At 63.9% G+C, this 20770-nt stretch carries 16 protein-coding genes and 2 pseudogenes; 12 read left to right on the forward strand and 6 right to left on the reverse strand.

Annotated elements, in window-relative coordinates; translation table 11 throughout:
- Nucleotides 1-338 precede the first annotated feature (338 nt).
- Entirely contained in the window at nt 339-2219 is a 1881-nt protein-coding gene (speA, locus tag IE083_RS08150; protein ID WP_189353112.1) for an arginine decarboxylase, read from the forward strand.
- 89 nt (nt 2220-2308) lie between these two features.
- Here the strand turns inward: speA and IE083_RS08155 are convergent, their stop codons facing one another.
- The gene (locus IE083_RS08155) at nt 2309-3700 is read right to left on the reverse strand and encodes an aminotransferase-like domain-containing protein (protein ID WP_189353113.1); all 1392 of its coding nucleotides are present in this window, start codon (nt 3698-3700) and stop codon (nt 2309-2311) included.
- A 125-nt stretch (nt 3701-3825) separates the two neighbouring features.
- Between IE083_RS08155 and IE083_RS08160 the strand changes: the two genes are divergently transcribed.
- Nucleotides 3826-4593: a transporter substrate-binding domain-containing protein gene (locus IE083_RS08160; RefSeq protein ID WP_189353114.1), complete on the forward strand. Its 768-nt coding sequence runs from the start codon at nt 3826-3828 to the stop codon at nt 4591-4593.
- Between the two features lie 63 nt (nt 4594-4656).
- Entirely contained in the window at nt 4657-5742 is a 1086-nt protein-coding gene (locus tag IE083_RS08165; protein ID WP_189353115.1) for a M14 family metallopeptidase, read from the forward strand.
- An 84-nt stretch (nt 5743-5826) separates the two neighbouring features.
- Here the strand turns inward: IE083_RS08165 and IE083_RS08170 are convergent, their stop codons facing one another.
- From IE083_RS08170 to lptF, 4 genes are read right to left on the reverse strand one after another with little or no spacing between them, the layout of a single operon-like run.
- Complete coding sequence (locus IE083_RS08170) at nt 5827-6273, reverse strand: MaoC family dehydratase (protein WP_189353116.1); 447 nt, start codon at nt 6271-6273, stop codon at nt 5827-5829.
- Between the two features lie 4 nt (nt 6274-6277).
- A complete protein-coding gene (locus IE083_RS08175) occupies nt 6278-8851 on the reverse strand; it encodes a [protein-PII] uridylyltransferase (RefSeq protein WP_189353117.1) in 2574 nt (857 codons plus the stop codon).
- On the reverse strand, nt 8848-9921 hold the full coding sequence (lptG, locus tag IE083_RS08180; RefSeq protein ID WP_189353118.1) for an LPS export ABC transporter permease LptG: 1074 nt from the start codon (nt 9919-9921) through the stop codon (nt 8848-8850). The genes IE083_RS08175 and lptG overlap by 4 nt, the downstream gene beginning before the upstream one ends.
- Nucleotides 9922-11028, reverse strand: coding sequence for an LPS export ABC transporter permease LptF (lptF, locus tag IE083_RS08185; RefSeq protein WP_189353119.1), 1107 nt, complete (start codon nt 11026-11028; stop codon nt 9922-9924).
- A 169-nt stretch (nt 11029-11197) separates the two neighbouring features.
- On the opposite strand from lptF, the gene IE083_RS08190 reads away from it, so the two are divergent.
- The 5 genes from IE083_RS08190 to IE083_RS08210 are packed head-to-tail and all read left to right on the forward strand — an operon-like array spanning nt 11198 to nt 16243.
- Complete coding sequence (locus IE083_RS08190; protein WP_189353120.1) at nt 11198-12760, forward strand: leucyl aminopeptidase; 1563 nt, start codon at nt 11198-11200, stop codon at nt 12758-12760.
- Nucleotides 12747-13178 (forward strand): DNA polymerase III subunit chi, encoded by a 432-nt coding sequence (locus IE083_RS08195; RefSeq protein WP_189353121.1) that lies wholly within the window; start codon nt 12747-12749, stop codon nt 13176-13178. The genes IE083_RS08190 and IE083_RS08195 overlap by 14 nt, the downstream gene beginning before the upstream one ends.
- Nucleotides 13171-15054, forward strand: coding sequence for a hypothetical protein (locus IE083_RS08200; RefSeq protein WP_189353122.1), 1884 nt, complete (start codon nt 13171-13173; stop codon nt 15052-15054). The genes IE083_RS08195 and IE083_RS08200 overlap by 8 nt, the downstream gene beginning before the upstream one ends.
- A gap of 23 nt (nt 15055-15077) precedes the next feature.
- Entirely contained in the window at nt 15078-15599 is a 522-nt protein-coding gene (locus tag IE083_RS08205) for a cob(I)yrinic acid a,c-diamide adenosyltransferase (protein WP_373295179.1), read from the forward strand.
- A gap of 59 nt (nt 15600-15658) precedes the next feature.
- The gene (locus tag IE083_RS08210; RefSeq protein WP_189353124.1) at nt 15659-16243 is read left to right on the forward strand and encodes a thermonuclease family protein; all 585 of its coding nucleotides are present in this window, start codon (nt 15659-15661) and stop codon (nt 16241-16243) included.
- A 93-nt stretch (nt 16244-16336) separates the two neighbouring features.
- Here the strand turns inward: IE083_RS08210 and IE083_RS08215 are convergent.
- Nucleotides 16337-16468, reverse strand: a pseudogene (locus tag IE083_RS08215) (IS5/IS1182 family transposase); the annotation flags it as partial.
- A 164-nt stretch (nt 16469-16632) separates the two neighbouring features.
- On the opposite strand from IE083_RS08215, the gene IE083_RS08220 reads away from it, so the two are divergent.
- From IE083_RS08220 to prmB, 4 genes and pseudogenes are all read left to right on the forward strand, one after another.
- Nucleotides 16633-17202 (forward strand): aminodeoxychorismate/anthranilate synthase component II, encoded by a 570-nt coding sequence (locus tag IE083_RS08220; RefSeq protein ID WP_189353125.1) that lies wholly within the window; start codon nt 16633-16635, stop codon nt 17200-17202.
- Nucleotides 17203-17235: 33 nt separating this feature from the next.
- The gene (gene trpD / locus IE083_RS08225) at nt 17236-18258 is read left to right on the forward strand and encodes an anthranilate phosphoribosyltransferase (protein ID WP_189353126.1); all 1023 of its coding nucleotides are present in this window, start codon (nt 17236-17238) and stop codon (nt 18256-18258) included.
- Nucleotides 18259-18327: 69 nt separating this feature from the next.
- Complete coding sequence (locus tag IE083_RS08230; protein ID WP_189353127.1) at nt 18328-19701, forward strand: phosphomannomutase/phosphoglucomutase; 1374 nt, start codon at nt 18328-18330, stop codon at nt 19699-19701.
- A gap of 127 nt (nt 19702-19828) precedes the next feature.
- A pseudogene (gene prmB, locus IE083_RS08235) lies at nt 19829-20716 on the forward strand (50S ribosomal protein L3 N(5)-glutamine methyltransferase); the annotation flags it as partial.
- Nucleotides 20717-20770: the final 54 nt, after the last annotated feature.

Below are 20770 nucleotides of genomic sequence, written 5' to 3' on the forward strand. Positions count from 1 at the left end.
CGGTGCGACATCAGCCTGCGGCCGCGGTGTTGAATATCATGGACGCGCCACGCGCGGAACGTCGCCGCCGGGTGGTCGCGGAACGGTTAAAAAACATTCACATGACGACGCTACACTGGGGCGTTGGCCGCAGGGGTGGCCGGTGTCGTGTTGATTAAAATGGACGGTCCAAAATTGTGCTTGTCACAGCGCGTGATGTTGCTAAAATCCGCGCTCATTTTGCGGCGATCAGCCGTTTATTGCGCGCTCCGACATCCCAGGCCCACATGAAGCTTTCTTAGCCCGAAAGCCGCGCACTAAGGAGCAGTTTTTCCAAATTTTTAGCAGGAAATCCTTTCATGGCTTGGACTGTGGCAGATAGCCGGAGCCTCTACGGCATCCGGCATTGGGGGGCTGGCTATTTCAACGTCGGCGAGAGCGGTTGCGTCAAGGTGCGTCCTAACGCCAACCATCAGCGCGAAATCAATCTGTACGAACTGGCTCACACGCTGTCGGACAAGGGTCTGGACATGCCGCTGCTGGTGCGTTTCCCGGACATCCTGCAAGACCGCGTCACCCGCCTGTGCCGCGCGTTTGACAACGCCATCGCCGGCATCGGCTACGACAACCAGTACACCGCGATCTACCCGATCAAGGTCAACCAGCAGGAGGCGGTGGTCAAAAGCATCATCGCCACCCCGGACGTGTCCATCGGCCTCGAAGCCGGCTCCAAGCCGGAACTGATGGCGGTACTGGCGCTGGCGCCCAAGGGTTGCACCATCATCTGCAACGGCTACAAGGACCGCGACTACATCCGCCTGGCGCTGATCGGCCAGCGTCTGGGCCACCAGGTGTTCCTGGTGATCGAGAAGGAGTCCGAGGTCGACCTGCTGATCGAGGAAAGCCTGAAGCTGGGCGTGAAGGCCAATATCGGCCTGCGCGTGCGCCTGTCCTCGCTGGCATCCAGCAAGTGGGCCGACACCGGTGGCGACAAGGGCAAGTTCGGCCTGTCCGCCGGCCAGCTGATCTCGGCGGTGGACAAGCTGGTGGCCGCCGGCCACGGTGACACCGTGCGCCTGATGCACTTCCACATGGGCTCGCAGATCGCCAACATCGCCGACTACCGTGCCGGCTTCCGCGAGGCGATCCGCTACTTCTCCGAGCTGCGCGCGCTGGGCCTGCCGGTCGATCACGTCGACGTCGGCGGCGGTCTGGGCGTCGACTACGACGGCACCCACTCGCGCAACGCCAGCTCCATCAACTACGACATGGACGAATACGCGCAGGTGATCGTGTCGATGCTGCACGAATTCTGCGCCGAGAACGACATCCCGCATCCGCGCATCCTGTCCGAGTCCGGCCGCGCGATGACTGCGCACCACGCGGTGCTGATGATGAACGTGACCGACGTCGAGCGCCTGCCGGACACCATGCCGCAGATCGACGACGTCAGCCTGCTGGCCAAGCCGGTGGCCAAGCTGTTCGAGCTGATGAGCCTCACCGACGCCGAAATGGTGACCGAGACCTACTACCGCGCCAGCCATCTGGCGTCGGAAGTGTCGGACATGTACGCCGAAGGCCGCATGACGCTGAAGGAAAAGGCCGTCGCCGAGCAGCTGCACGCCGCGCTGTGCCGCCGCCTGCTGTCGCAGCTGACCGCCAGCCAGCGCTCGCAGCGTCAGGTGTTCGACGACCTGACCGACCGTCTGGCCGACAAGTACTTCTGCAACTTCTCGGTGTTCCAGAGTCTGCCGGATACCTGGGCCATCGACCAGGTGCTGCCCATCATGCCGGTGCACCGCCTGGACGAGCAGCCGACGCGCCGTGCCGTGCTGCAGGACCTGACCTGCGATTCCGACGGCAAGGTCAAGCAGTACGTCGATGAGCAGAGCATCGAGTCCAGCATGCCGGTGCACGAGGTGAAGCCGGGCGAGGAATACCTGATCGCGGTGTTCCTGGTCGGTGCCTACCAGGAAATCCTCGGCGACATGCACAACCTGTTCGGCGATACCGATTCGGTCAACGTCTACGTGCGCGAAGGCGGCCGCCTGTCGTACGAGGGCGTGGAAGAGCACGACACCATCGAGGACATGCTGCGCTATGTGCACCTGTCGCCGGAGGAAATCCTCAACCGCTACGAAGCCAAGGCGCGCACCGCCGGGCTGAGTGCGGAAGAGCGCTCCAGTTACTTTGCCGAATTCTGCCGCGGCCTGAAGCAGTCGTCGTATCTGAACGTCTGAATGCTGCGGTGAATCTGGCCGGGTAACACCCGCCGCCGGTGCAGTACAAAAAGGTTGGCCGCAAGCTCCACGCTTGCGGCCAACCTTTGTTATTTGTGCTCAGCAGCGGTTGCCAGGAAGGTAAACACTTCTGGCGCCAGGTGCGCGACATTGCAGCGCAGCCACGGTGTCGCTTCCGGCTGTGCCCGGAACAGCACTCCGGGAGCCAGCAGGATGTCCTGCTGCAATGCTGCCTCGGTGCAACGGACCGCATCCAGTTCCGGCGGCAGCTGCACCCAGGCAAACAGGCTGGCGGCGGGCTCGGCAAATACCGGCCAGCCCAGCGCATCAAAGCCGCTTCTGGCGGCAAGGTTGGCCGCCAGCAGGCGGTCGCGCAGTTTCTGCAGGTGGCGGCGATAGCTGCCATCGGCCAGCATGGATTGCGCCAGCTGTTCGTTGATCAGGGACGAAGTCAGTCCGGTCAGCATCTTGTGGTTGACGAGGGCGTCGATCACCTCGTCGCTGGCCACCACATAGCCGACCCGCAGCGACGGCACCAGCGTCTTCGAAACGCTGCCGATATGGATGACGCGCTGGGTGCCGGCCAGCGCCTGCAACGGGCTACTGCCCGGTTCGACCAGTGCGGCGGACACGTCGTCCTCCACCACCCAGCAGGCGTGCTGCTCGGCCAGTTGCAGCACGCGATGGGCGGTGGCGTGGTCGTAACTGGCGCCGGTGGGGTTGTGCAGGCGCGGGTTGGTGAAAAAGGCGCGCGGCTGGTGTGCCTGCATCAGCTGCGCCAGTTGCGTGGTATCGGGGCCGTGCGAGGTCCACGGCGCGCCGATGACGCGGGCGCCGGCCATTTTCAGTAGCGTAATCAGATTGCAGTAACCTGGGTCGTCTACCAGTACTACGTCACCACTATTTACCAGCATCTTGATGACCAGTTGCAGCGCCTGGCTGGCGCCCTGCGTCAGCAGGATATTGTCGGGTGTCGCCGGTAGGCCTTGGGCGCCAAGGTTGGCGGCCAGTGTTTGTCGCAGGCGTAGCAGCCCCATCGGGTCGCCATAGTGTGCTGGCGGCTGTGGGTCGCGGCCGAGGGCACGCAGACTGCGGCCGAGCCCACTCTGGTCGTACCAGTCGGCAGGCAGCCAGCCGCTGCCCGGTTGCCGGTCACTATCGGCAGGGTTGAAGTGGTTGTCTATCAGCCAGTAGGCATCGGCAGTCTTCTGCGGTTGGCGTGGTGCAGAAACCAGGTTGCCAGTGGTTTGCGGACGCACATAAAAGCCGTCACCACGACGTGCAATCAATACACCCTCAGCGACGAGGCGGTCATAGGCTTCCACCACAGTAAAGGTGCTGACCCCGTGGCTGGTGGCAAACTGGCGGATTGAGGGCACTTGCTCACCGGCGCGCCATTGCCGGCTGTTCACGGCATCCTGTACTGCAGCAGTGATGCGTTCGATAAGCGAGCCGTTAAAGGCGTTCAGTTGCAAGGGCATGGGGTCTCCATTGTATTGGTAATCCGGCCTGTACAGCCATGGTGAAAAGCGGGCTGGTCGTACATGGTAGCGTGTTTGTGGCGCGCCTACAGTAGCGGCACCTACTCGGAGAAAAGAGACACGACATGAAGAAGCTATCGATTGCAGTGCTGGCCTTGTTTGCTGCCAGCAGCCAGAGCGTATTTGCCGAAGAGTCGCTGCGCATTGTGACAGAGGGCACTTTCCCGCCATACAGCATGACCCGTGCCGATGGCAGTCTGACCGGTTTTGATGTCGATATTGCCAAGGCTTTGTGTCGTGAAATGAAAATGAATTGCGAGATCAAGGCCAATGATTTTGACGGCATGATCCCCGGTTTGATCGCAAAAAAATTCGATGTGGCCGTGGCTTCGATGGCTATTACCGAGGAGCGCAAGAAGGCGGTGGCTTTCAGTGACAAATACCAGGGTGGCTACACGACGCTGATCGGCAAAATCGGTCAGAAGCTGGACGGCACGCCAGTGAGCATGAAGGGCAAGATCATCGGTGTCCAGCAAGGCACTATCCAGGCGAACTATGCCCGTGCCAGATATCAGCCAGCAGGTGCCAAGCTCAATACCTATAGCACGGTGGAAAATGCATTTCTTGATGTGGTTAGCGGCCGCATCGATGCGCTGATGATTGATGTCGGTGGTGCTTATGAATTGAAGAAAAGCCCCAAGGGCAAGCAGGTCGAGATGTTCGGCCCGAAAATGAATGATGTGAAATATTTTGGTACCGGTTCCGGCATTGCCGTGCGTAAGGATGACAAAGTCCTGCTGGGCAGGATCAACGCCGCGCTAAAGACCATTTTGGCGAATGGCACCTACAAAAAGATCAACGACCAGTATTTTGACTACAACCAGTACGATTGAGCACCCCCGGCAAACAACCCCCACTGTGACCTGGCTACGGCCGGGTATTTTTTGACAACAATTATGCATATCCAGAAACATACCCTGCCGGGGGTTATGCCCGGTACACAGCATGTGCTCAATAGTTACCATTTCGGCAAGGAGGGTAGTGGGCCGCATGTTTATTTGCAGGCGGGGCTACACGCAGATGAATTACCGGGCATCGTGTTGTTGCACCGCCTGTGCCGCCGGTTGGAGGCATTGGAAAGTGAAGGGCACATTCGTGGGCAATTGACCGTGGTGCCAATGGCTAATCCGCAAGGCATGACCCAGTATTTGCAGGGGCAGCACTCCGGCCGTTTCGATGGTATCAGCTCGGAAAACTTCAATCGTTACTATCCCGATCTGAGTGCTGTGGCAGAACTGGATACGGCAGCAGACAGTGCCAAGGTGCGTCAGGCCCTGCGTCAGGCGCTGGCAGCACTGCCAGTGATAAGCACGGTTGAGGCTCTGCGCCATACGCTGTTCGATATGGCGTTGCAGGCAGACATAGTGCTGGATATACATTGTGATAGCGAGGCGGTGTTGCATCTGTACGGCAATAATCGGCATCTCAAGGCAGTAAGTGAGCTGGCTGGTTTTTTGCAGGCAGGGGCGACGCTGCTATGCGATGAAGCTGGTGGCATGTCATTTGATGATGCGGTGGTACAGAATTGGCGGCGCCTGGAGGGTAGGCTCGGTATTCATCTGGATATTCCATTGGCGCTGACTGTCGAGTTGCGTGGAGTGGCTGATGTCGAGGACAGGCTGGCGGCGCGTGACGAAGGTGGCCTGCTGGCATGGCTGCGCTGGGTCGGCGTGCTGGATGGCGAACGGGTCGAGCCACCACTGGCACCGCAGGCTGTTACACCATTGGCGGGTGTTGAGACCATAGTGGCGCCGCATGGTGGCGTGGTCGTGTATCAGACGGCTCCCGGACAGATTCTGGCTGCCGGCTCGCGTATCGGTTATCTGCTCAATCCGCTGGATGGCAACCAGACGCCCTTGCTTAGCCAGCGTGGCGGCTACTTTTATGCACGTGTTGCAAACCGGCTGGCAACAACCGGTGCGGAGCTGGCATTTGTTGCGGGTACCGGTATTTGGCGCAATGGTGATTTGCTATCGGCATGAATGGCTGGCAGTAACGGAACCTTCCTGTGCCGGGTTGCGGCACCGTGCTCCGGCACCGGGCCGGTATTGGCAGGTTTCCGGCTTTCAGCCGTCCCTGCGTTTCACCCAGATCGCTGTTTCCAGCTGGACGGCGATTTCTTCATGCTGGTTGCGGGTCGTCCACTGCAGGGTGACGATGCCGAATTGCGGCTGCCTGGCGGAGACGCGCTGTGCCAGTACCTCGATCTCGGTTTGCAGCGTGTCGCCGGCACGGGTTGGCCGCGGCCAGCGCAGATTGTCCACCTTCATGCCGACCAGGCCGCCAGCGACCCGTCCCAGCTCGCTGGCCACCACCATGCGCATGGTCAGGCTGGCGACGTGCCAGCCGCTGGCCGCAAGACCGTTGAACACGCTGTCCTCGGCCGCAACCTCGTCCAGGTGGAAAAACTGCGGATCAAAGCTGCCGGCGAAATCGCGGATTTCGGCCAGCGTCAGGGTATGGCTGGCGGTGTGGAAGCGGCGGCCGGGGATGAGGTCTTCGAAGTGCAGCATTTTGTCATATCCGTAGCGCGTTGATCAGGTCGTTTTCCAGTGCCAGCAGCAGCTTGTCGTCGTGGCCGGATGGCAGCGACAGCAAGAAGGAGTCTTCCACCCGGCCGCCCAGGGTCATGATCTTGGCGGCATCGACGTTGACGTGATAGTCGGACAGCACCTTGGCGATCCTGGCCAGCAGGCCGGTGCGGTCGCCGCTGACGATGGACAGCACGTAGTGGCGTTGCTTGTCGTCGGCGCGGATCAACACCTGCGGCTGGATCGGGAAGTGCTTCAGATGGCGGCTTAGGCGGCCGGGCGGCGGCATGCGGATCGGCTCCTGCCGTGCAAGGTTGGCCGCCAGCTCGAACTCGATGAAGTTGATCAGGTCGCGGTAATCGCCGTCGTGGTGCTCCGGCAGGAACACGTGGAAGGTGTCCAGCGCATAGCCGTGGCGGGTGGTATGGATCTTGGCATCGGCGATGCTGTAGCTGGCACCGCCGAGGAAGGCGCAGATACGCACGAACAGGTCGGGCTGGTCGGCGGCATAGACGAGCAGCTCGATGCCTTCCTTGTCCTCCGACAGCCGCGCCCGCACGATCGGCGTTGGCGTATGCACGCTGCGATTGAGCACCCGGGCATGCCAAGCGATCTCGCGCGCCTCGTGGCGCAGGAAGTAGATGCTGTCGACGTGCTGCCACAGCGCCTGCTCGGCACCGTCCGGGATCGCATTCAGGCGCAGGATGGTCTGCGCCGCCTTCATGCGTTCGGCCAGTTCCAGGTCGAGATCGACTTCGCCGCCTTGCTGCAGCTTGCGCCGCGTGGCTTGGAACAGGTCCTCCAGCAGCTTCGCCTTCCACGCGTTCCACACCTTGGGGCTGGTGCCGCGGATGTCGGCGACGGTGAGGATGTACAGCGCCACCAGATGGCGCAGGTCGCCAACGTTGGCCGCGAACTCCTGCACCACCTGCGGGTCGTAGATATCCTGCTTCTGCGCCACGCTGGACATGGTCAGGTGCTGCGCCACCAGCCATTCCGCGAGGTCGGTGTCGGCGGCGGCCATGCCGTGCGCCTCGCAGAACCGGCGGGTATCGGCCATGCCCAGTTGCGAGTGGTCGCCGCCGCGGCCCTTGGCGATATCGTGGAACAGGCCGGCGATGTACAGCACTTCCGGGCGCTCGAATTCGTCGATCAGGCGGCTGAGCAGCGGGTATTCGTGGTTGAACGCCGGCACCGCGAAGCGGCGCAGGTTGCGCACCACCATCAGGATGTGTTCGTCGACGGTATAGACGTGGAACAGGTCGTGCTGCATCTGGCCGATGATCTTGCCGAAGGCCGGCAGATACTTGCCCAGCACGCCGTACAGGTTCATGCGGCGCAGGGTGCGGGTCAGGCCGACCGGTTCCTTGAAGAACTGCATGAACAGCGCGCGGTTGTGCGGATCGCGGCGGAAGCGTTCGTTGATCTGGCGTCGCGCGTGCCACAGCGCACGCAGGGTGCGCGGTGCCATGCCGCGCAGGCCGTGGCGCTGGATGTGCAGGAAGGCGCCGAGGATGGTCGACGGCTGCTTCTCGAAGATGTCCGGATCGCGGATGCCGAGCATGCAGTTGACGCTGTAGAAGTGCTCGTCGAGATCCTGCGTCAGCCGTGGCACGGTGCAGACGTAGCGCGCGCGCAGGTTGGGCAGCAGGATGCCGTTGAGCTGACTGACGTTCTTCGAGGCCTTGTAGAAGGTCTGCATCAGCTGTTCGCTGGCGCGGCGGGCATCGTCGTCGCTGAGGCCGGACATGGTGGCGACGGTGTTCTGCAGGTCGAAGATCAGCCGGTCTTCGCGGCGTTTGGCGGCCAGGTGCAGGTCGATGCGGATGCGTTCCAGCTGACGTTCGCTGTACTTCAGCAGCCGCGCCTCGGAGGCGGTGAGGATGTCGTTGCTGATCAGGCTGTCCCAGGTCTGGCCGACGCCGATGGCCTTGCTGATCCACAGGATGGTGTGCAGGTCGCGCAGGCCGCCCGGGCTTTCCTTGATGTTCGGCTCCAGGTTGCTGCCGAGGCCGTAGTGCTTGCTGTGACGTTGCTGCTGCTCCAGCAGCTTGCCCTCCAGGAAGGGCAGCGGGTCACGGTTGCGCTCGACCGCGCTGTTGAGCTGGTGGAACAGGGTGATGTTGCCGGCCAGCATGCGGTTTTCCAGCAGCGTGGTGGCGACGGTGATGTCCTTGGCCGCTTCCTGCAGGCATTCGTCTATGGTGCGCACGCTGTGGCCGACATCGAGGCCGATGTCCCACATCGCGCCGATGAAGTCCTCCACGAAGCTGCTGAGGCTGTCGCAGGTGGCCGAGGGCAGCAGCAGCAGCAGGTCGATGTCGGAGTGCGGAAACAGCTGGCCGCGGCCGTAGCCGCCCACCGCCACCAGCGCCGCGCGCTGTCCCAGTCCCAGCACGTCCCAGGCGGAGCGGATCACGCCGTCGACCAGCGCGCTGTGTGCCTGCAGGTAGGCGCGGCCGTTGCGGTCGGCGGTATAGCGTGCGGCCAACGTGGCGCGGCCGTCCTGCAGGGTCTTGCGCCAGCGCTGGCAGAGCTGCTGGTGTGCGGTTGCCGTCATCGTTTTTCCAGTCGGAGTATGGCCCAGCCTCCCGCGATCAGGAACAGCGTGGTGGGGATGGTGGCCGAAAGCAGCGGGTTCCAGTCGTACAGCAGGCCGAGATGGCCGAACAGCCGGTTACAGAAGTGGAAGGCGATGCCGAGGCTGATGCCGGTGAACAGCTTGACGCCGAGGTCGTTCTGGCGCCGCTGGGCCGGGGTGAACGCCAGCGCCACCAGCGCCATCGAGATACAGGCCAGCGGGTAGAACAGCTTGCTCCACAGCGCGATCTCGTAGCGCTGGGTCTTCTGGTGGTTGTTCTGCAGGTGCTCGATATAGGTCAGCAGGTCCAGCGCCGACATCTGTTCCGGCACCACCAGCAGCACCGACAGGATGTCCGGCTGCAGTACCGACTGCCACTGGCGACCGGGTTGGCGCGAGGTGCTGACGTGGTCGGCGTGCAGCGTGGACGAGCGCACGCCTTCCAGCTGCCAGTTGCCTTCACCCCGGTAGGTGGCGCGCTCGGCGAACTCGCTGCGGATCAGCCGGTACTCGTCGTCGTAACTGTAGATGCGGATGCCGAGCAGGGTGTTGTCCGGCAGCATCTCGCGCACGTTGATCATGTTGTTGTCGTCCTTCACCCACAGCCCGGAGCGGAACTCCTGCGCGATCAGCGAACGCGTCGACTGCAGCTTCAGCCGTTCGGCCATCTGTTCCGACTGCGGCGAGATGAATTCGCCCAGCGCCAGCGCCGACAGCGCCATGATCAGGCCGAAGATCAGCTTGAAGCGGGCGATCTGCCCCAGCGAGACGCCGAAGGTGCGGATGGCGGTGTACTCGGCGCTGCCGGACAGCTGCGACATCGCCACCAGCGCACCGATCAGCACCGCCAGCGGCATCAGCTCGTAGGCGTGGCCCGGGATCTGCAGCGCGACGTAGGCCAGCATGGTGCCGGTCTGGTAGCTGCCTTTGCCGAGGTCAGGCACTTCGCGGATGATGTCGAAAAAGCCGTACAGGCCCAGCAGGCAGGCGAGGGTGAACAGGGTCGCGCCGAAAAAGCGCGCCATCATGTAGTTGCGTACGGTCTTCATTTACGGGGTCTTTCGCAGCCAGCCGCGCAGCACCGGCAGCAGCGAGCCGGCAGGACGGTTGCGGTAGTGAAGCAAGGCCAGTGCCAGCAGCAGGATCAGCAGGTGCGCCGGCAGGATGGCCAGCGCGCTCGGCAGCTTGTCGCTGGCAATCCAGTTGCGCAGCAGCCAGAGCAGGTTCTGGTAGGCAAGATAGGCGCCCAGCGCGAACACCAGATTGTAGGCGTGGCCGGAGCGCGGGTTGTAGTAGCTCAGCGGCAGCGCCAGCAGCGCCAGCAGCAGCGCGCACAGCGGCAGCGACAGGCGCCAGGCCAGCTCGGCGCGGTCTTTCGGATCGTCGCTGCCGAACAGCTGCAAGGTTGGCCGCGTACTGCTGTCCATCTGCGGCACCGCGGTGCGGATATTGTCACTGATCTTGATGCGGTAGCTGTCGAACTCCACCACCTCGAAGGCACCGCTGCCCGGCTCGCCGACATAGCGGCGGCCGTTGCGCAGGGTCAGCGTGCGGTTGCCGAATTCGTCCCGCCCCAGCTGGCCTTCCTTGGCGAACACCGACGACACCTCGCCATCGGCGATGTTCTGCACGAACACGTTGCGGGTGGCACCGGTGGCGACGGAGTAGCTCTCGATGAAGTAGACACGGTCATTGCTGCGCGATTCCTTGAACACGCCCGGTGCCAGCGCGGTCATCTCCTCGCGCTGTTTCAGCACTTCGGCATATTCGCGGCTGCGCTGCTGCGCCCACGGCTCGACCACTAGCGTGCCGGCGGCCACCAGCAGGCTCAGCGGCAGCGCGTAACGCATCACCGGGCCAACCCAGTCGGACAGCGACTTGCCGCTGGCCAGCCACACCGCCATTTCATGCTCGCGCCACATGCGGGTGAACACCACCATCACGCTGACGAACACGGTCAGGATCATCAGCACCGGAAAGAAGCCGAGCGTCCAGAAACCGATCAGCGCCGCCACCGCCTCGTTGGCGATGCGCCCTTGTGCCGCGCGGCCGAGCAGATTGATGGATTGGGTGGTCAGCAAAATCGCCAGCAGAATGAAAAAAACGCCGATACTGGTATAAGTCAGTTCGCGCGTAAGGCTTTTCTTGAAAAGCATATTAAAGCGGGCCTGTTTTTGACAATGCGTCAAAAGGGTAGTGATAATTAGAAATATTAGCCGAAGAGGCTTTCGGTCAAAAATCAAGGTGGGCCGGTAGATTCAAGCCAAGCCAAAAGCTTGACGGGATGCGCCTTGATGATCCCAACATACATCGGAGAGCTGTGTCATGGAGTTTAACATCAAAAGCGGAAGCCCGGAAAAACAGCGCGTCGCCTGCGTTGTGGTCGGCGTCTACGAAACCCGCAAGCTGTCTTTTGCCGCAGACCTGCTCGACCGCATTTCCAACGGCTTCCTGACCGATGTCCTCAAGCGTGGCGACATGGACGGCAAGCTTGGCTCCACCCTGCTGCTGCACTCGGTGGCGCACACGCTGTGTGACCGCGTGATGCTGGTCGGCCTCGGCAAGGAGCGCGACTTCCGCGCCAAGGAATACCGCGAGGCGATCCGTGCCTCGGTCAAGGCACTGGCCTCGACCCAGGCCAACGAAATCGTCAGCTACCTGTCGGAATTGCACGTCAAAAAACACGATGTGGAGTGGATGGTGGAACAAGCCACCGTCGCCACCGTCGATGCCTTCTACCGTTTCGACCAGTTCAAGTCCAAGCAGGACGAGGCGCGCGAACCGCGCAAGTTCACCTTTGCCGTACCGCGCCGCAGCGACCTCGCCGACGGCGAACGCGGCCTGCAGCGCGGCCAGGCCATTGCCGCCGGCATGAAGCTGACCAAGGACCTGGCCAATACCCCGGGCAACCACTGCACGCCTGACTATCTGGCGCAAACGGCGCAAACGTTGGCTGCAGACTTCGGCTGCGAGGTCGAGGTGCTCGGCCCGGACGAGATCGCCGCCCTGAACATGGATTCCTTCCTCGCCGTGGCGCGCGGCAGCGACGAGCCGGCGCGCTTCATCGTGCTGAAGCACTTCGGCGCCCGCGACCGTACCGAGCGGCCGGTGGTGCTGATCGGCAAGGGCATCACCTTTGATTCCGGCGGCATTTCGCTGAAGCCGGGCGAAGGCATGGACGAAATGAAGTACGACATGGGCGGTGCCGCCTCGGTGCTGGGTACCTTCCGCGCCGCCGTGGAGATGAAGCTGCCGCTCAACATCGTGGCGCTGATCCCGACCTGCGAAAACATGCCGTCCGGCCGCGCGCTGAAGCCGGGTGACATCGTGCGCTCGATGTCGGGGCAGACCATCGAAGTGCTCAACACCGACGCCGAAGGCCGCCTGATCCTGTGCGACGCGCTGACCTATGCCGAGCGCCTGAATCCGGCGACGGTGGTGGACGTGGCGACACTGACCGGCGCCTGCGTGGTGGCGCTGGGCAATATCGCCACCGGTCTGTTCAGCAACCAGGACGGTCTGGCCAAGGAGCTGATCGCCGCCGGCGAAGAAGTCGGCGACCGCGCCTGGCACATGCCGCTGTGGGACGACTACCAGGAATTGCTGAAGAGCCCGTTTGCCGACATGGCCAATATCGGCGGCCGCGCCGGTGGCAGCATCACCGCCGCCTGCTTCCTGTCGCGCTTCGCCAAGGCCTACGATTGGGCGCACCTGGACATCGCCGGTACCGCATGGCGCGGCGGCAAGGACAAGGGGGCCACCGGTCGGCCGGTGCCGTTGCTGGTGCAGTTCCTGCAGGACCGTGCGGATATCGCCTTGGGCAATGTCGTACGCCGTGGCCGTCCACGTCGCGAATTGTCCGAAGTGGTTGAAGATGACGCGGATTGATTTTTACACCGACGTCGCCGCCCTGTACCCGTTTGCATGCCGGGCGGCACGTACCGTTTACCGCAAGGGTGAGCGGATGCTGATCGTGCTGCCGGACGAGGCGGCGTTGCGCGGCTTCAGCGCGCAGCTGTGGGCCTATGGCGACACCGAGTTCATCCCGCATTGCGCGGCGAACGATGCGCTGGCGGCGGAAACGCCGGTGCTGCTGGCGACGGATTTTGCCGTCGCCGCCGAGGGACTGGTGCTGCTCAACCTGTCGCCGGCCTTCCCCGACGCGCCGCAGCGCTTCCCGCGCATTCTGGAGGTGGTCGGCAGCGACGATGCCTCCAAGGCGACCGCCAGACAGCGCTATCGCCGCTATCTGGATAGCGGTTTCGAAATCCATCATCACAATATGAGTGATGCCCGCCATGACTGAACCACAAGCCCCGCTGCCGGACTGGGATTCCCTGCCGGTGCTGACCGAAATCGTCGAAACTCCGGCGGCACAGGTGGCGGAATTGCCACCGCAGGCCGAGGTGCCGGTGCTGGTCGATTTCGACATCCCCGATTTTGATTTCAGTGCCGAGATGGCGCAGCTGGCCGAGGCGCTGCCCGATGCCGGACCTGACTTCCCGGCAGACCTGACGCTGGACGAGGTATTGTCCGCCGGCGAGCAGGCGCCGGATGCTGCCGACGGCGCACTGGATGCCGAGGCCCTGATCGGACGGCTGCCGTCGCTGGACCTGGATGTGCCCTTGCCGGACGACATGGATCTGGGCGAGGTGCTGCCCGGTTTTGCCATGCCGGAGGTGGGGGGCGATGGCGCACCGGCAGCGAAGCAGGATGCCGTGGCACAGGTACCGTGGCCGACGGACAGGGCCGATGACGCAGGTGAAGTAGAGGTGGAGGCAGCGCCGTCGCTGGCCGAGGTACCGCTGGTGACGGAAACGTTGGCCGCAGTGTTCTTGCCTGGCGATGACCTGCCGCTGTCGGCAGTAGAGACGTCCGGCGACGAAGAGATGGTCGCCGCCGGCATGCCGGAGTCAAGTCTGGCGGATATGGACAATGTACCGCTGCCGGACACGGCAGAAGCCGGGCTGACTGCCGCTGCTGCGGCAGCAGGCCTGGCTGCGTGGCTGGATCAGGCCGCCGCTCTGCCCGATGCAGCGCCGCAAGCTGATGCATTGGCCGAGGCGGAAGTTGTGCCGTGGGAGGCATCGCCGCCGGTTGCGGAGTCGGCTGCTACCGGAACAGACATGGGCATCGTGGCGACAGAACCGGTGCCGGAACTGACGGCGGGATCCGAAGTGCCGCTGGTCACCATGCTTGACGAAGTGCCGCCGGATCTTGTGGCAGCGCCTGCCGGGGCGGATATTGCTGCGGCCGGGATGCCGCAACCGGCACCAGACGAGGCGATTGCCGCTACGGAAGTCACAGCCAGCGACGGGCCAATGGCCGATGCGGCGTGCCCGGCCGGAGATGCCGTCGCAGAGGAGGGGGCCGTCACGCTTGAGCTGCCGCTGCTGTCCGAGCCGGAGGCCTTGCCACCGGCAACCGGTACCACCGCGCCCGCGGCAGCGATGGACGAAGAACCGGAAGGCGACGAGTTTGCTTTTGACCTTGCCGCCGCAGAAGGCGCGGCACCGGTCGGGGTGGCCGCCGCCTACGTCACTGCACTGGAGACGCTGCCGGACGAGGCCGGTGATGATGCGACGGTGCATGGCTATCCGCTGGGCAGGAGTATCCCGCTGGACAGTCTGCCGACCGGGGTGCTGGGCGGCGGCCTGGGCCTGGCGGCGGATCTGGTGGCCGGGCTGGAGAGTGACAAGGCGGGAGCTGCGGTGCCGGATCGCGAGGTGGAACTGGCCTGGGCGCGCGACCTGGGCGCGGAACCGCCGTTTGACCTGACAACGCAGGATGCAATCTTGCCGCTGCAGCAGCCTTTGGTCGTGCCCGCCGCAATGGCAATGCCGGCAGAGACAGGGTTGGCCGCAGCCACCATGCAGCTGTCAGGAATAAAAGAGGTAAGCCAGCCCCAGGTGCCGGCACCGGAGACGGCACCCGGCGAGGCGCAATCACCACTGGATGCCGAGGCGCTGACCGATGCCTTGTACGCGCGCGTGCTGCCGCGCATGAAGGTGGAGCTGACGCTGTGGATGCAGGATGCGCTGGAAATGCAGGCCAGGCAGCTGATGTCCGGCGTCATGCAGCACCTGAAGGAAGATTTCGACATGATGCTGGCCGAAGCGTTGCGCGAATCGCTGCGCGAGGCCATACGCGAGGCGCAAGCCGGACAGGGGGAAGAACAGTAATGGGGCACCGTCTATCACGGATCATGACCCGCACCGGTGATGATGGCACCACCGGGCTGGGCGATGGCAGCCGTTTGTCCAAGAGCGCGCCGCGGGTAATGGCGCTGGGCGAGGTCGACGAGCTGAACTGCATCATCGGCCTGCTGCGTTGCGAGGCCTTGCCGGCCGAGGTGGACGCCTTTCTTGCCGAGGTGCAGCACGACCTGTTCGATCTCGGCTCCGAGCTGGCGGTGCCGGGCTACGAGGCACTGCACGAATCACAGCTGGCGATGCTGGAACAGCAGGCAGGGCAATGGAATGCGCAGCTGCCGATGCTGAAGGAATTCATCCTGCCGGGCGGTTGCCGCGCCGCGGCGGTGGCGCATCAGGGGCGCGCCGTATGCCGTCGCGCCGAGCGCGCGCTGGTGCTGCTGGCTGACAGCCTGCGCAGCTTGCCGCGGCAGTATCTCAACCGCTTGTCGGACGTGCTGTTCATCCTGGCGCGCCACCTGAATCAGCAGGCACAGGTGGCCGATGTGCTGTGGCAGCCGCGCCGCAAGGACTGAGACCGGCTGTTGCCAGCGGGCGGCCATGACGGCCGCTTTTTTCATTTGATGGAGTGGGCATGAAAGTACAGGCGCAACATCTGCGTGCATTGACAACCCTGTTTTCCGGCGCCTCGCCAGTGCGCAAGATCGCCGCCGGCGTGCTGTTGCTGGGAGCGCTGGCCGGTGCCATTTGGCCGGATGCCGGTGATTCGCACCGCGCTGATGGGCAGATCGAGGGCGTGGTGGTGGGCGTCGCCGATGGCGATACCATCACCGTGCTGGACGACAGCCGGCAGCAGCACAAGGTGCGTTTTGCCTTTATCGACGCGCCGGAGAAGGCGCAGCCGTTCGGCACCAAGGCCAAGCAGGAACTGTCCGACAAGCTGTACCGCCGGCAGGTGCGGGTCGAGGTGCTGGAGCAGGACCGCTATGGCCGCAACGTTGGCCGCATCTGGCTGGGCGATGAGGATGTCAATCTCGGCCAGTTACGCGCCGGTTATGCCTGGCATTACCGGCAATACGCGCGCAAGGGACAGTCGGCGCAGGAATTCAGCCGCTATGAGCAGGCGCAGCAGGCTGCACAGCAACAGCGACAGGGCTTGTGGCAGGATGCCACGCCGGTACCGCCGTGGGATTTCCGGCGCCAGCACCGGGCCGGGTAAGCACGATCAATGCAAGCCATGCCGCTGGCAAGAACCTTTCCTGCTCATGGACTGCATCAGGATTGGCCGCAAGTATGGTCGCCAGTACTGGTGAAGCAAGACATCGGCGCCTTTCTGGGTGGATGCTTGTCCGGGTGCGAGGTAACAACCTGTGGGGTTGCACAGTGCATCCACCATGGCATGGATCTTGGTGCTCAGTCCACCGCGGCTGCGTCCGATGGCTTGGGCGCCGTATGGCGTGACATGCCGGCACCAAGAGGCAGCCTGAATTCCATCATGTTATCCTGTCAGTCTGTTGCGCTGACTTCCCACGGAGTCCACGGCAAAACAGGATAAAATTCATGGATGCGGCACCGTAAGCCGCGAGGAATAAGGCTTGTAGACCCGCTATGCTACTGATGATCGACAACTACGACTCCTTCACCTACAACCTCGTGCAGTATTTCGGCGAGCTGGGGCAGGAAGTCAAGGTCTTCCGCAACGACGAAATCACGCTGGAAGAAATCGAGGCGCTGGCGCCGCAGTACCTGGTGCTGTCGCCCGGCCCGTGCACGCCGAACGAGGCCGGGATCTCGGTGCCGGCCATCCACCACTTTGCCGGCAAGCTGCCGATCATGGGCGTGTGCCTCGGCCACCAGAGCATCGGCCAGGCCTTTGGCGGCAAGATCATCCACGCCAAGCAGCTGATGCACGGCAAGGTGTCGCCGGTGGCGCACCACGATATCGGCATGTTCCGCGACATCCCCAACCCGGTGACCTGCACCCGCTACCATTCGCTGGTGATCGAGCGCGAGTCGCTGCCGGACTGCCTGGAGATCACCGCCTGGACCGACGACGGCGAGATCATGGGCGTGCGCCACAAGACGCTGCCGATCGAGGGCGTGCAGTTCCACCCCGAGTCCATCCTGACCCAGCACGGCCACCAGATGCTGGACAACTTCCTGAAAGAATTCGCCTAAACCGCACAGCGCCGCAGACGCCGGAGAAAAAAGATGATCACACCGCAGGCCGCCCTCAATCGCCTGATCGACCAGAACGAGCTGTTCCACGATGAAATGCTGGACCTGATGCGCCAGATCATGCGCGGCGAAGTGCCGCCGACGCTGATCGCCGCCATCCTGATCGGCCTGCGCGTGAAAACGGAAAGCGTGTCGGAAATCGCCGCCGCGGCACAGGTGATGCGCGAGTTTGCCACCCGCGTGCCGGTGAGCGACACCACGCGGCTGGTGGATACCTGCGGTACCGGCGGTGACAAGAGCCATACCTTCAACATCTCCACTACCGCCGCCTTCGTGTCGGCGGCGGCCGGCGCCCGTGTCGCCAAGCACGGCGGCCGCTCGGTGTCGTCCAGCTCCGGCAGCGCCGACGTGCTGGAGGCGCTCGGCGTCAACCTCAACCTCAGCCCGGAGCAGGTCGGCCGCTGCATCGACGACATCGGCGTCGGCTTCATGTTCGCGCCCAACTACCACAGCGCGATGAAGTACGTGGCGCCGGTGCGGCGCGAGCTGGCGGTGCGCACCATCTTCAACATCCTCGGCCCGCTGACCAACCCGGCCGGCGCGCCCAACCAGGTGATGGGCGTGTTCCACCCCGATCTGGTCGGCATCCAGGCACGCGTGCTGCGCGAGCTGGGCAGCCAGCACGTGATGATCGTGCACGGCGAAGACGGTCTCGACGAGATCACCCTGTCCGGCCATACCAGCATCGCCGAGCTGAAGGACGGCACCATCCGCGAATACCGCATCGACCCGGCCGACTTCGGCATCGCCTACGCGCCACTGGCCGCGTTGCATGCCGACAGCGCCGAGCAGTCGAAAACCATGCTGCTGGCGGTGCTCGACGGCCAGTCCGGCCCGGCGCGCGACATCGTGCTGCTCAATGCCGCGGCGGCGATCTACACCGCCGGCGTCGCGGCCAGCCTGGCCGATGGCGTGGCGCTGGCCCGCTCCGTGATCGACAGCGGCGCGGCGCGCGCCAAGCTGGACGCGCTGGTACAGCTGAGCCAGTCACTATAATGAATACCCGGCCGCCGGCAGAGCGCCGGCGGTTGCGGCCAACCTTCTACTTCTGATCGGGTTTGAGCAATGACCATCTCTCCCTCCATTTTCAAGGCCTACGACATCCGCGGCATCGTCGGCGACACCCTCACCGCCGACGCCGCGCGCCTGATCGGCCGCGCCATCGGCTCCGAAGCGCGCGAGCGCAAGGTCGGCACCATCTGTGTCGGCCGTGACGGCCGCCTGTCCGGCCCCGAGCTGTGCCACGCGCTGTCCGATGGCATCCGCGCAGCCGGCGTCGACGTGATCGACGTTGGCCGCGTTGCCACGCCGATGCTGTACTTCGCCGCCTACCAGTTGGAAACCTTCTCCGGCGTGATGGTCACCGGCAGCCACAACCCGCCGGACTACAACGGCTTCAAGATGATGCTGGACGGCGACACCCTCGCCGGCGACTGGATCCAGAAGCTGTACCAGCGCATCGTCGACAACGACTTTGCCGACGGCCACGGCGGCTACAGCACCCACGACATCGTCGACGCCTACCTCGACCGCATCACCGGCGACATCAAACTGGCGCGGCCGATGAAGGTGGTGGTCGACTGCGGCAACGGCGTGGCCGGCGACTTCGCGCCGGAGCTGTTCCGCGGCCTCGGCTGCGAGGTGCACAAGCTGTTCTGCGAGGTGGACGGCACCTTCCCCAACCACCATCCCGATCCGGCCAAGCCGGAAAACCTGCAGGACGTGATCCGCACGCTGCAGGACACCGACGCCGAAATCGGCCTGGCGTTTGACGGCGACGGCGACCGCCTGGGCGTGGTCACCAAGGACGGCAGCATCATCTGGCCGGACCGCCAGCTGATCCTGTTCGCGCAGGACGTGCTGTCGCGGCAGCCCGGCAGCAAGATCATCTACGACGTGAAGTGCACCCGCCTGCTGGCACCGGCGATCGCCGCTGCCGGGGGCGTGCCGATGATCAACCGCACCGGCCACAGCTTCATGAAGGCGGCGCTGAAGCAGCACCCGGACGCCGGCCTCGCCGGCGAGATGTCCGGCCACGTGTTCTTCAAGGAGCGCTGGTACGGCTTTGACGACGGCCTGTACGCCGGCGCGCGCCTGCTGGAGATCCTGTCGCGTGTCGCCGATCCGTCGGCACTGCTCAATGCGCTGCCCAACGCGCTGTCCACGCCGGAGCTGAACCTGAAGACCGCCGAGGGCGAGAACCACACGCTGATCGAGCGCCTGCAGCAGACGGCACAGTTCGACGGCGCCGAGGACATCATCACCATCGACGGGCTGCGCGTGGAGTACGCCGACGGCTTCGGCCTGATGCGCGCCTCCAACACCACGCCGGTGATCGTGCTGCGTTTCGAGGCCGACAACCAGGCGGCGCTGGAGCGCATCCAGAACGACTTCCGCCGCGTGCTGGCCAAGGAAACCAGCGCAGCGCTGCCGTTCTGAGCGATAATCGCCGCCAGTTGACCGCCGCGATGGCGGTCTGATCAGACCAAGGTTGGCCGCGGCCAACCTTTCGCATTATCAAGGCGGCACGACGCACTCGTGCCGCCAGCTTTTTAAAGGGAATGCCATGTACGCCGAAGCTGCCAGCACTTTTCAAACCGTCCGCGACCTGCTGCGCTTTGCCGTGTCGCGCTTTACCGATGCCGGGCTGACCTACGGCCACGGCACCAGCAATGCCTACGACGAGGCGGCCTACCTGATCCTGTCGACGCTGAAGCTGCCGATCGACCGCCTGGAGCCCTTCCTCGACGCCCAGTTGCTGCCGAACGAGGTGCAGCAGGTGGTGGCACTGATCGAGCGCCGCGCCGAAGAGCGCGTGCCGGTGGCCTATCTCACCAACGAGGCGTGGCAGGGCGACTTCAACTTCTACGTCGACGAACGCGTGATCGTGCCGCGTTCCTTCATCTTCGAGCTGCTGGGCGAGCCACTGGAGCCGTGGATCGAACACCCGGAACTGGTACACCGCGCGCTGGACCTGTGCACCGGCTCCGGTTGCCTGGCGATCCAGCTGGCGCACCACTATCCGGACGCCGACATCGACGCCGTCGACATCTCGCTGGACGCGCTGGAAGTGGCCAGCATCAACGTGCAGAACTACGGCCTGGAAGACCGCATCCAGCTGATCCACAGCGATCTGGTGGAGGGGCTGGAAGAGCCGTACGACCTGATCATCTCCAACCCGCCCTATGTCGACGCCGAATCGGTGGACGCGCTGCCGCAAGAGTACCTGCACGAGCCGGAACTGGCGCTCGGCTCCGGTGAGGACGGCCTGGACGCCACCCACGTGATCCTGCAGAACGCCGCGCGCCTGCTCAATCCGCAAGGCGTGCTGCTGGTCGAGATCGGCCACAACCGCGACGTGCTGGAAGCGGCCTACCCGAGCCTGCCGTTCATGTGGATGGAAACGCAGAGCGGCGACGGCTTCGTGTTCCTGCTGACGCGCGAAGACCTGGTCGCCGCCGGCCTTGGCGATCCGCTGAACGACGCCGACTTCGGCGATCTGGTGATC

The sequence above is a fragment of the Vogesella fluminis genome (genome assembly GCF_014652335.1).
GTDB classification, from domain to species: domain Bacteria; phylum Pseudomonadota; class Gammaproteobacteria; order Burkholderiales; family Chromobacteriaceae; genus Vogesella; species Vogesella fluminis.

Excerpts from the sequence above, each read along its gene's own strand:
- IE083_RS08155 (WP_189353113.1), bottom strand. The coding sequence starts at position 3,700 with ATGCCCTTGCAACTGAACGCCTTTAACGGCTCGCTTATCGAACGCATC.
- IE083_RS08200 (WP_189353122.1), top strand. The coding sequence starts at position 13,171 with ATGACTGAACCACAAGCCCCGCTGCCGGACTGGGATTCCCTGCCGGTG.
- IE083_RS08230 (WP_189353127.1), top strand. The coding sequence starts at position 18,328 with ATGACCATCTCTCCCTCCATTTTCAAGGCCTACGACATCCGCGGCATC.
- trpD (WP_189353126.1), top strand. The coding sequence starts at position 17,236 with ATGATCACACCGCAGGCCGCCCTCAATCGCCTGATCGACCAGAACGAG.
- speA (WP_189353112.1), top strand. The coding sequence starts at position 339 with ATGGCTTGGACTGTGGCAGATAGCCGGAGCCTCTACGGCATCCGGCAT.
- IE083_RS08205 (WP_373295179.1), top strand. The coding sequence starts at position 15,078 with ATGACCCGCACCGGTGATGATGGCACCACCGGGCTGGGCGATGGCAGC.
- IE083_RS08195 (WP_189353121.1), top strand. The coding sequence starts at position 12,747 with ATGACGCGGATTGATTTTTACACCGACGTCGCCGCCCTGTACCCGTTT.
- IE083_RS08175 (WP_189353117.1), bottom strand. The coding sequence starts at position 8,851 with ATGACGGCAACCGCACACCAGCAGCTCTGCCAGCGCTGGCGCAAGACC.
- IE083_RS08190 (WP_189353120.1), top strand. The coding sequence starts at position 11,198 with ATGGAGTTTAACATCAAAAGCGGAAGCCCGGAAAAACAGCGCGTCGCC.
- lptF (WP_189353119.1), bottom strand. The coding sequence starts at position 11,028 with ATGCTTTTCAAGAAAAGCCTTACGCGCGAACTGACTTATACCAGTATC.
- IE083_RS08170 (WP_189353116.1), bottom strand. The coding sequence starts at position 6,273 with ATGCTGCACTTCGAAGACCTCATCCCCGGCCGCCGCTTCCACACCGCC.
- IE083_RS08160 (WP_189353114.1), top strand. The coding sequence starts at position 3,826 with ATGAAGAAGCTATCGATTGCAGTGCTGGCCTTGTTTGCTGCCAGCAGC.
- lptG (WP_189353118.1), bottom strand. The coding sequence starts at position 9,921 with ATGAAGACCGTACGCAACTACATGATGGCGCGCTTTTTCGGCGCGACC.
- IE083_RS08210 (WP_189353124.1), top strand. The coding sequence starts at position 15,659 with ATGAAAGTACAGGCGCAACATCTGCGTGCATTGACAACCCTGTTTTCC.
- IE083_RS08220 (WP_189353125.1), top strand. The coding sequence starts at position 16,633 with ATGCTACTGATGATCGACAACTACGACTCCTTCACCTACAACCTCGTG.
- IE083_RS08165 (WP_189353115.1), top strand. The coding sequence starts at position 4,657 with ATGCATATCCAGAAACATACCCTGCCGGGGGTTATGCCCGGTACACAG.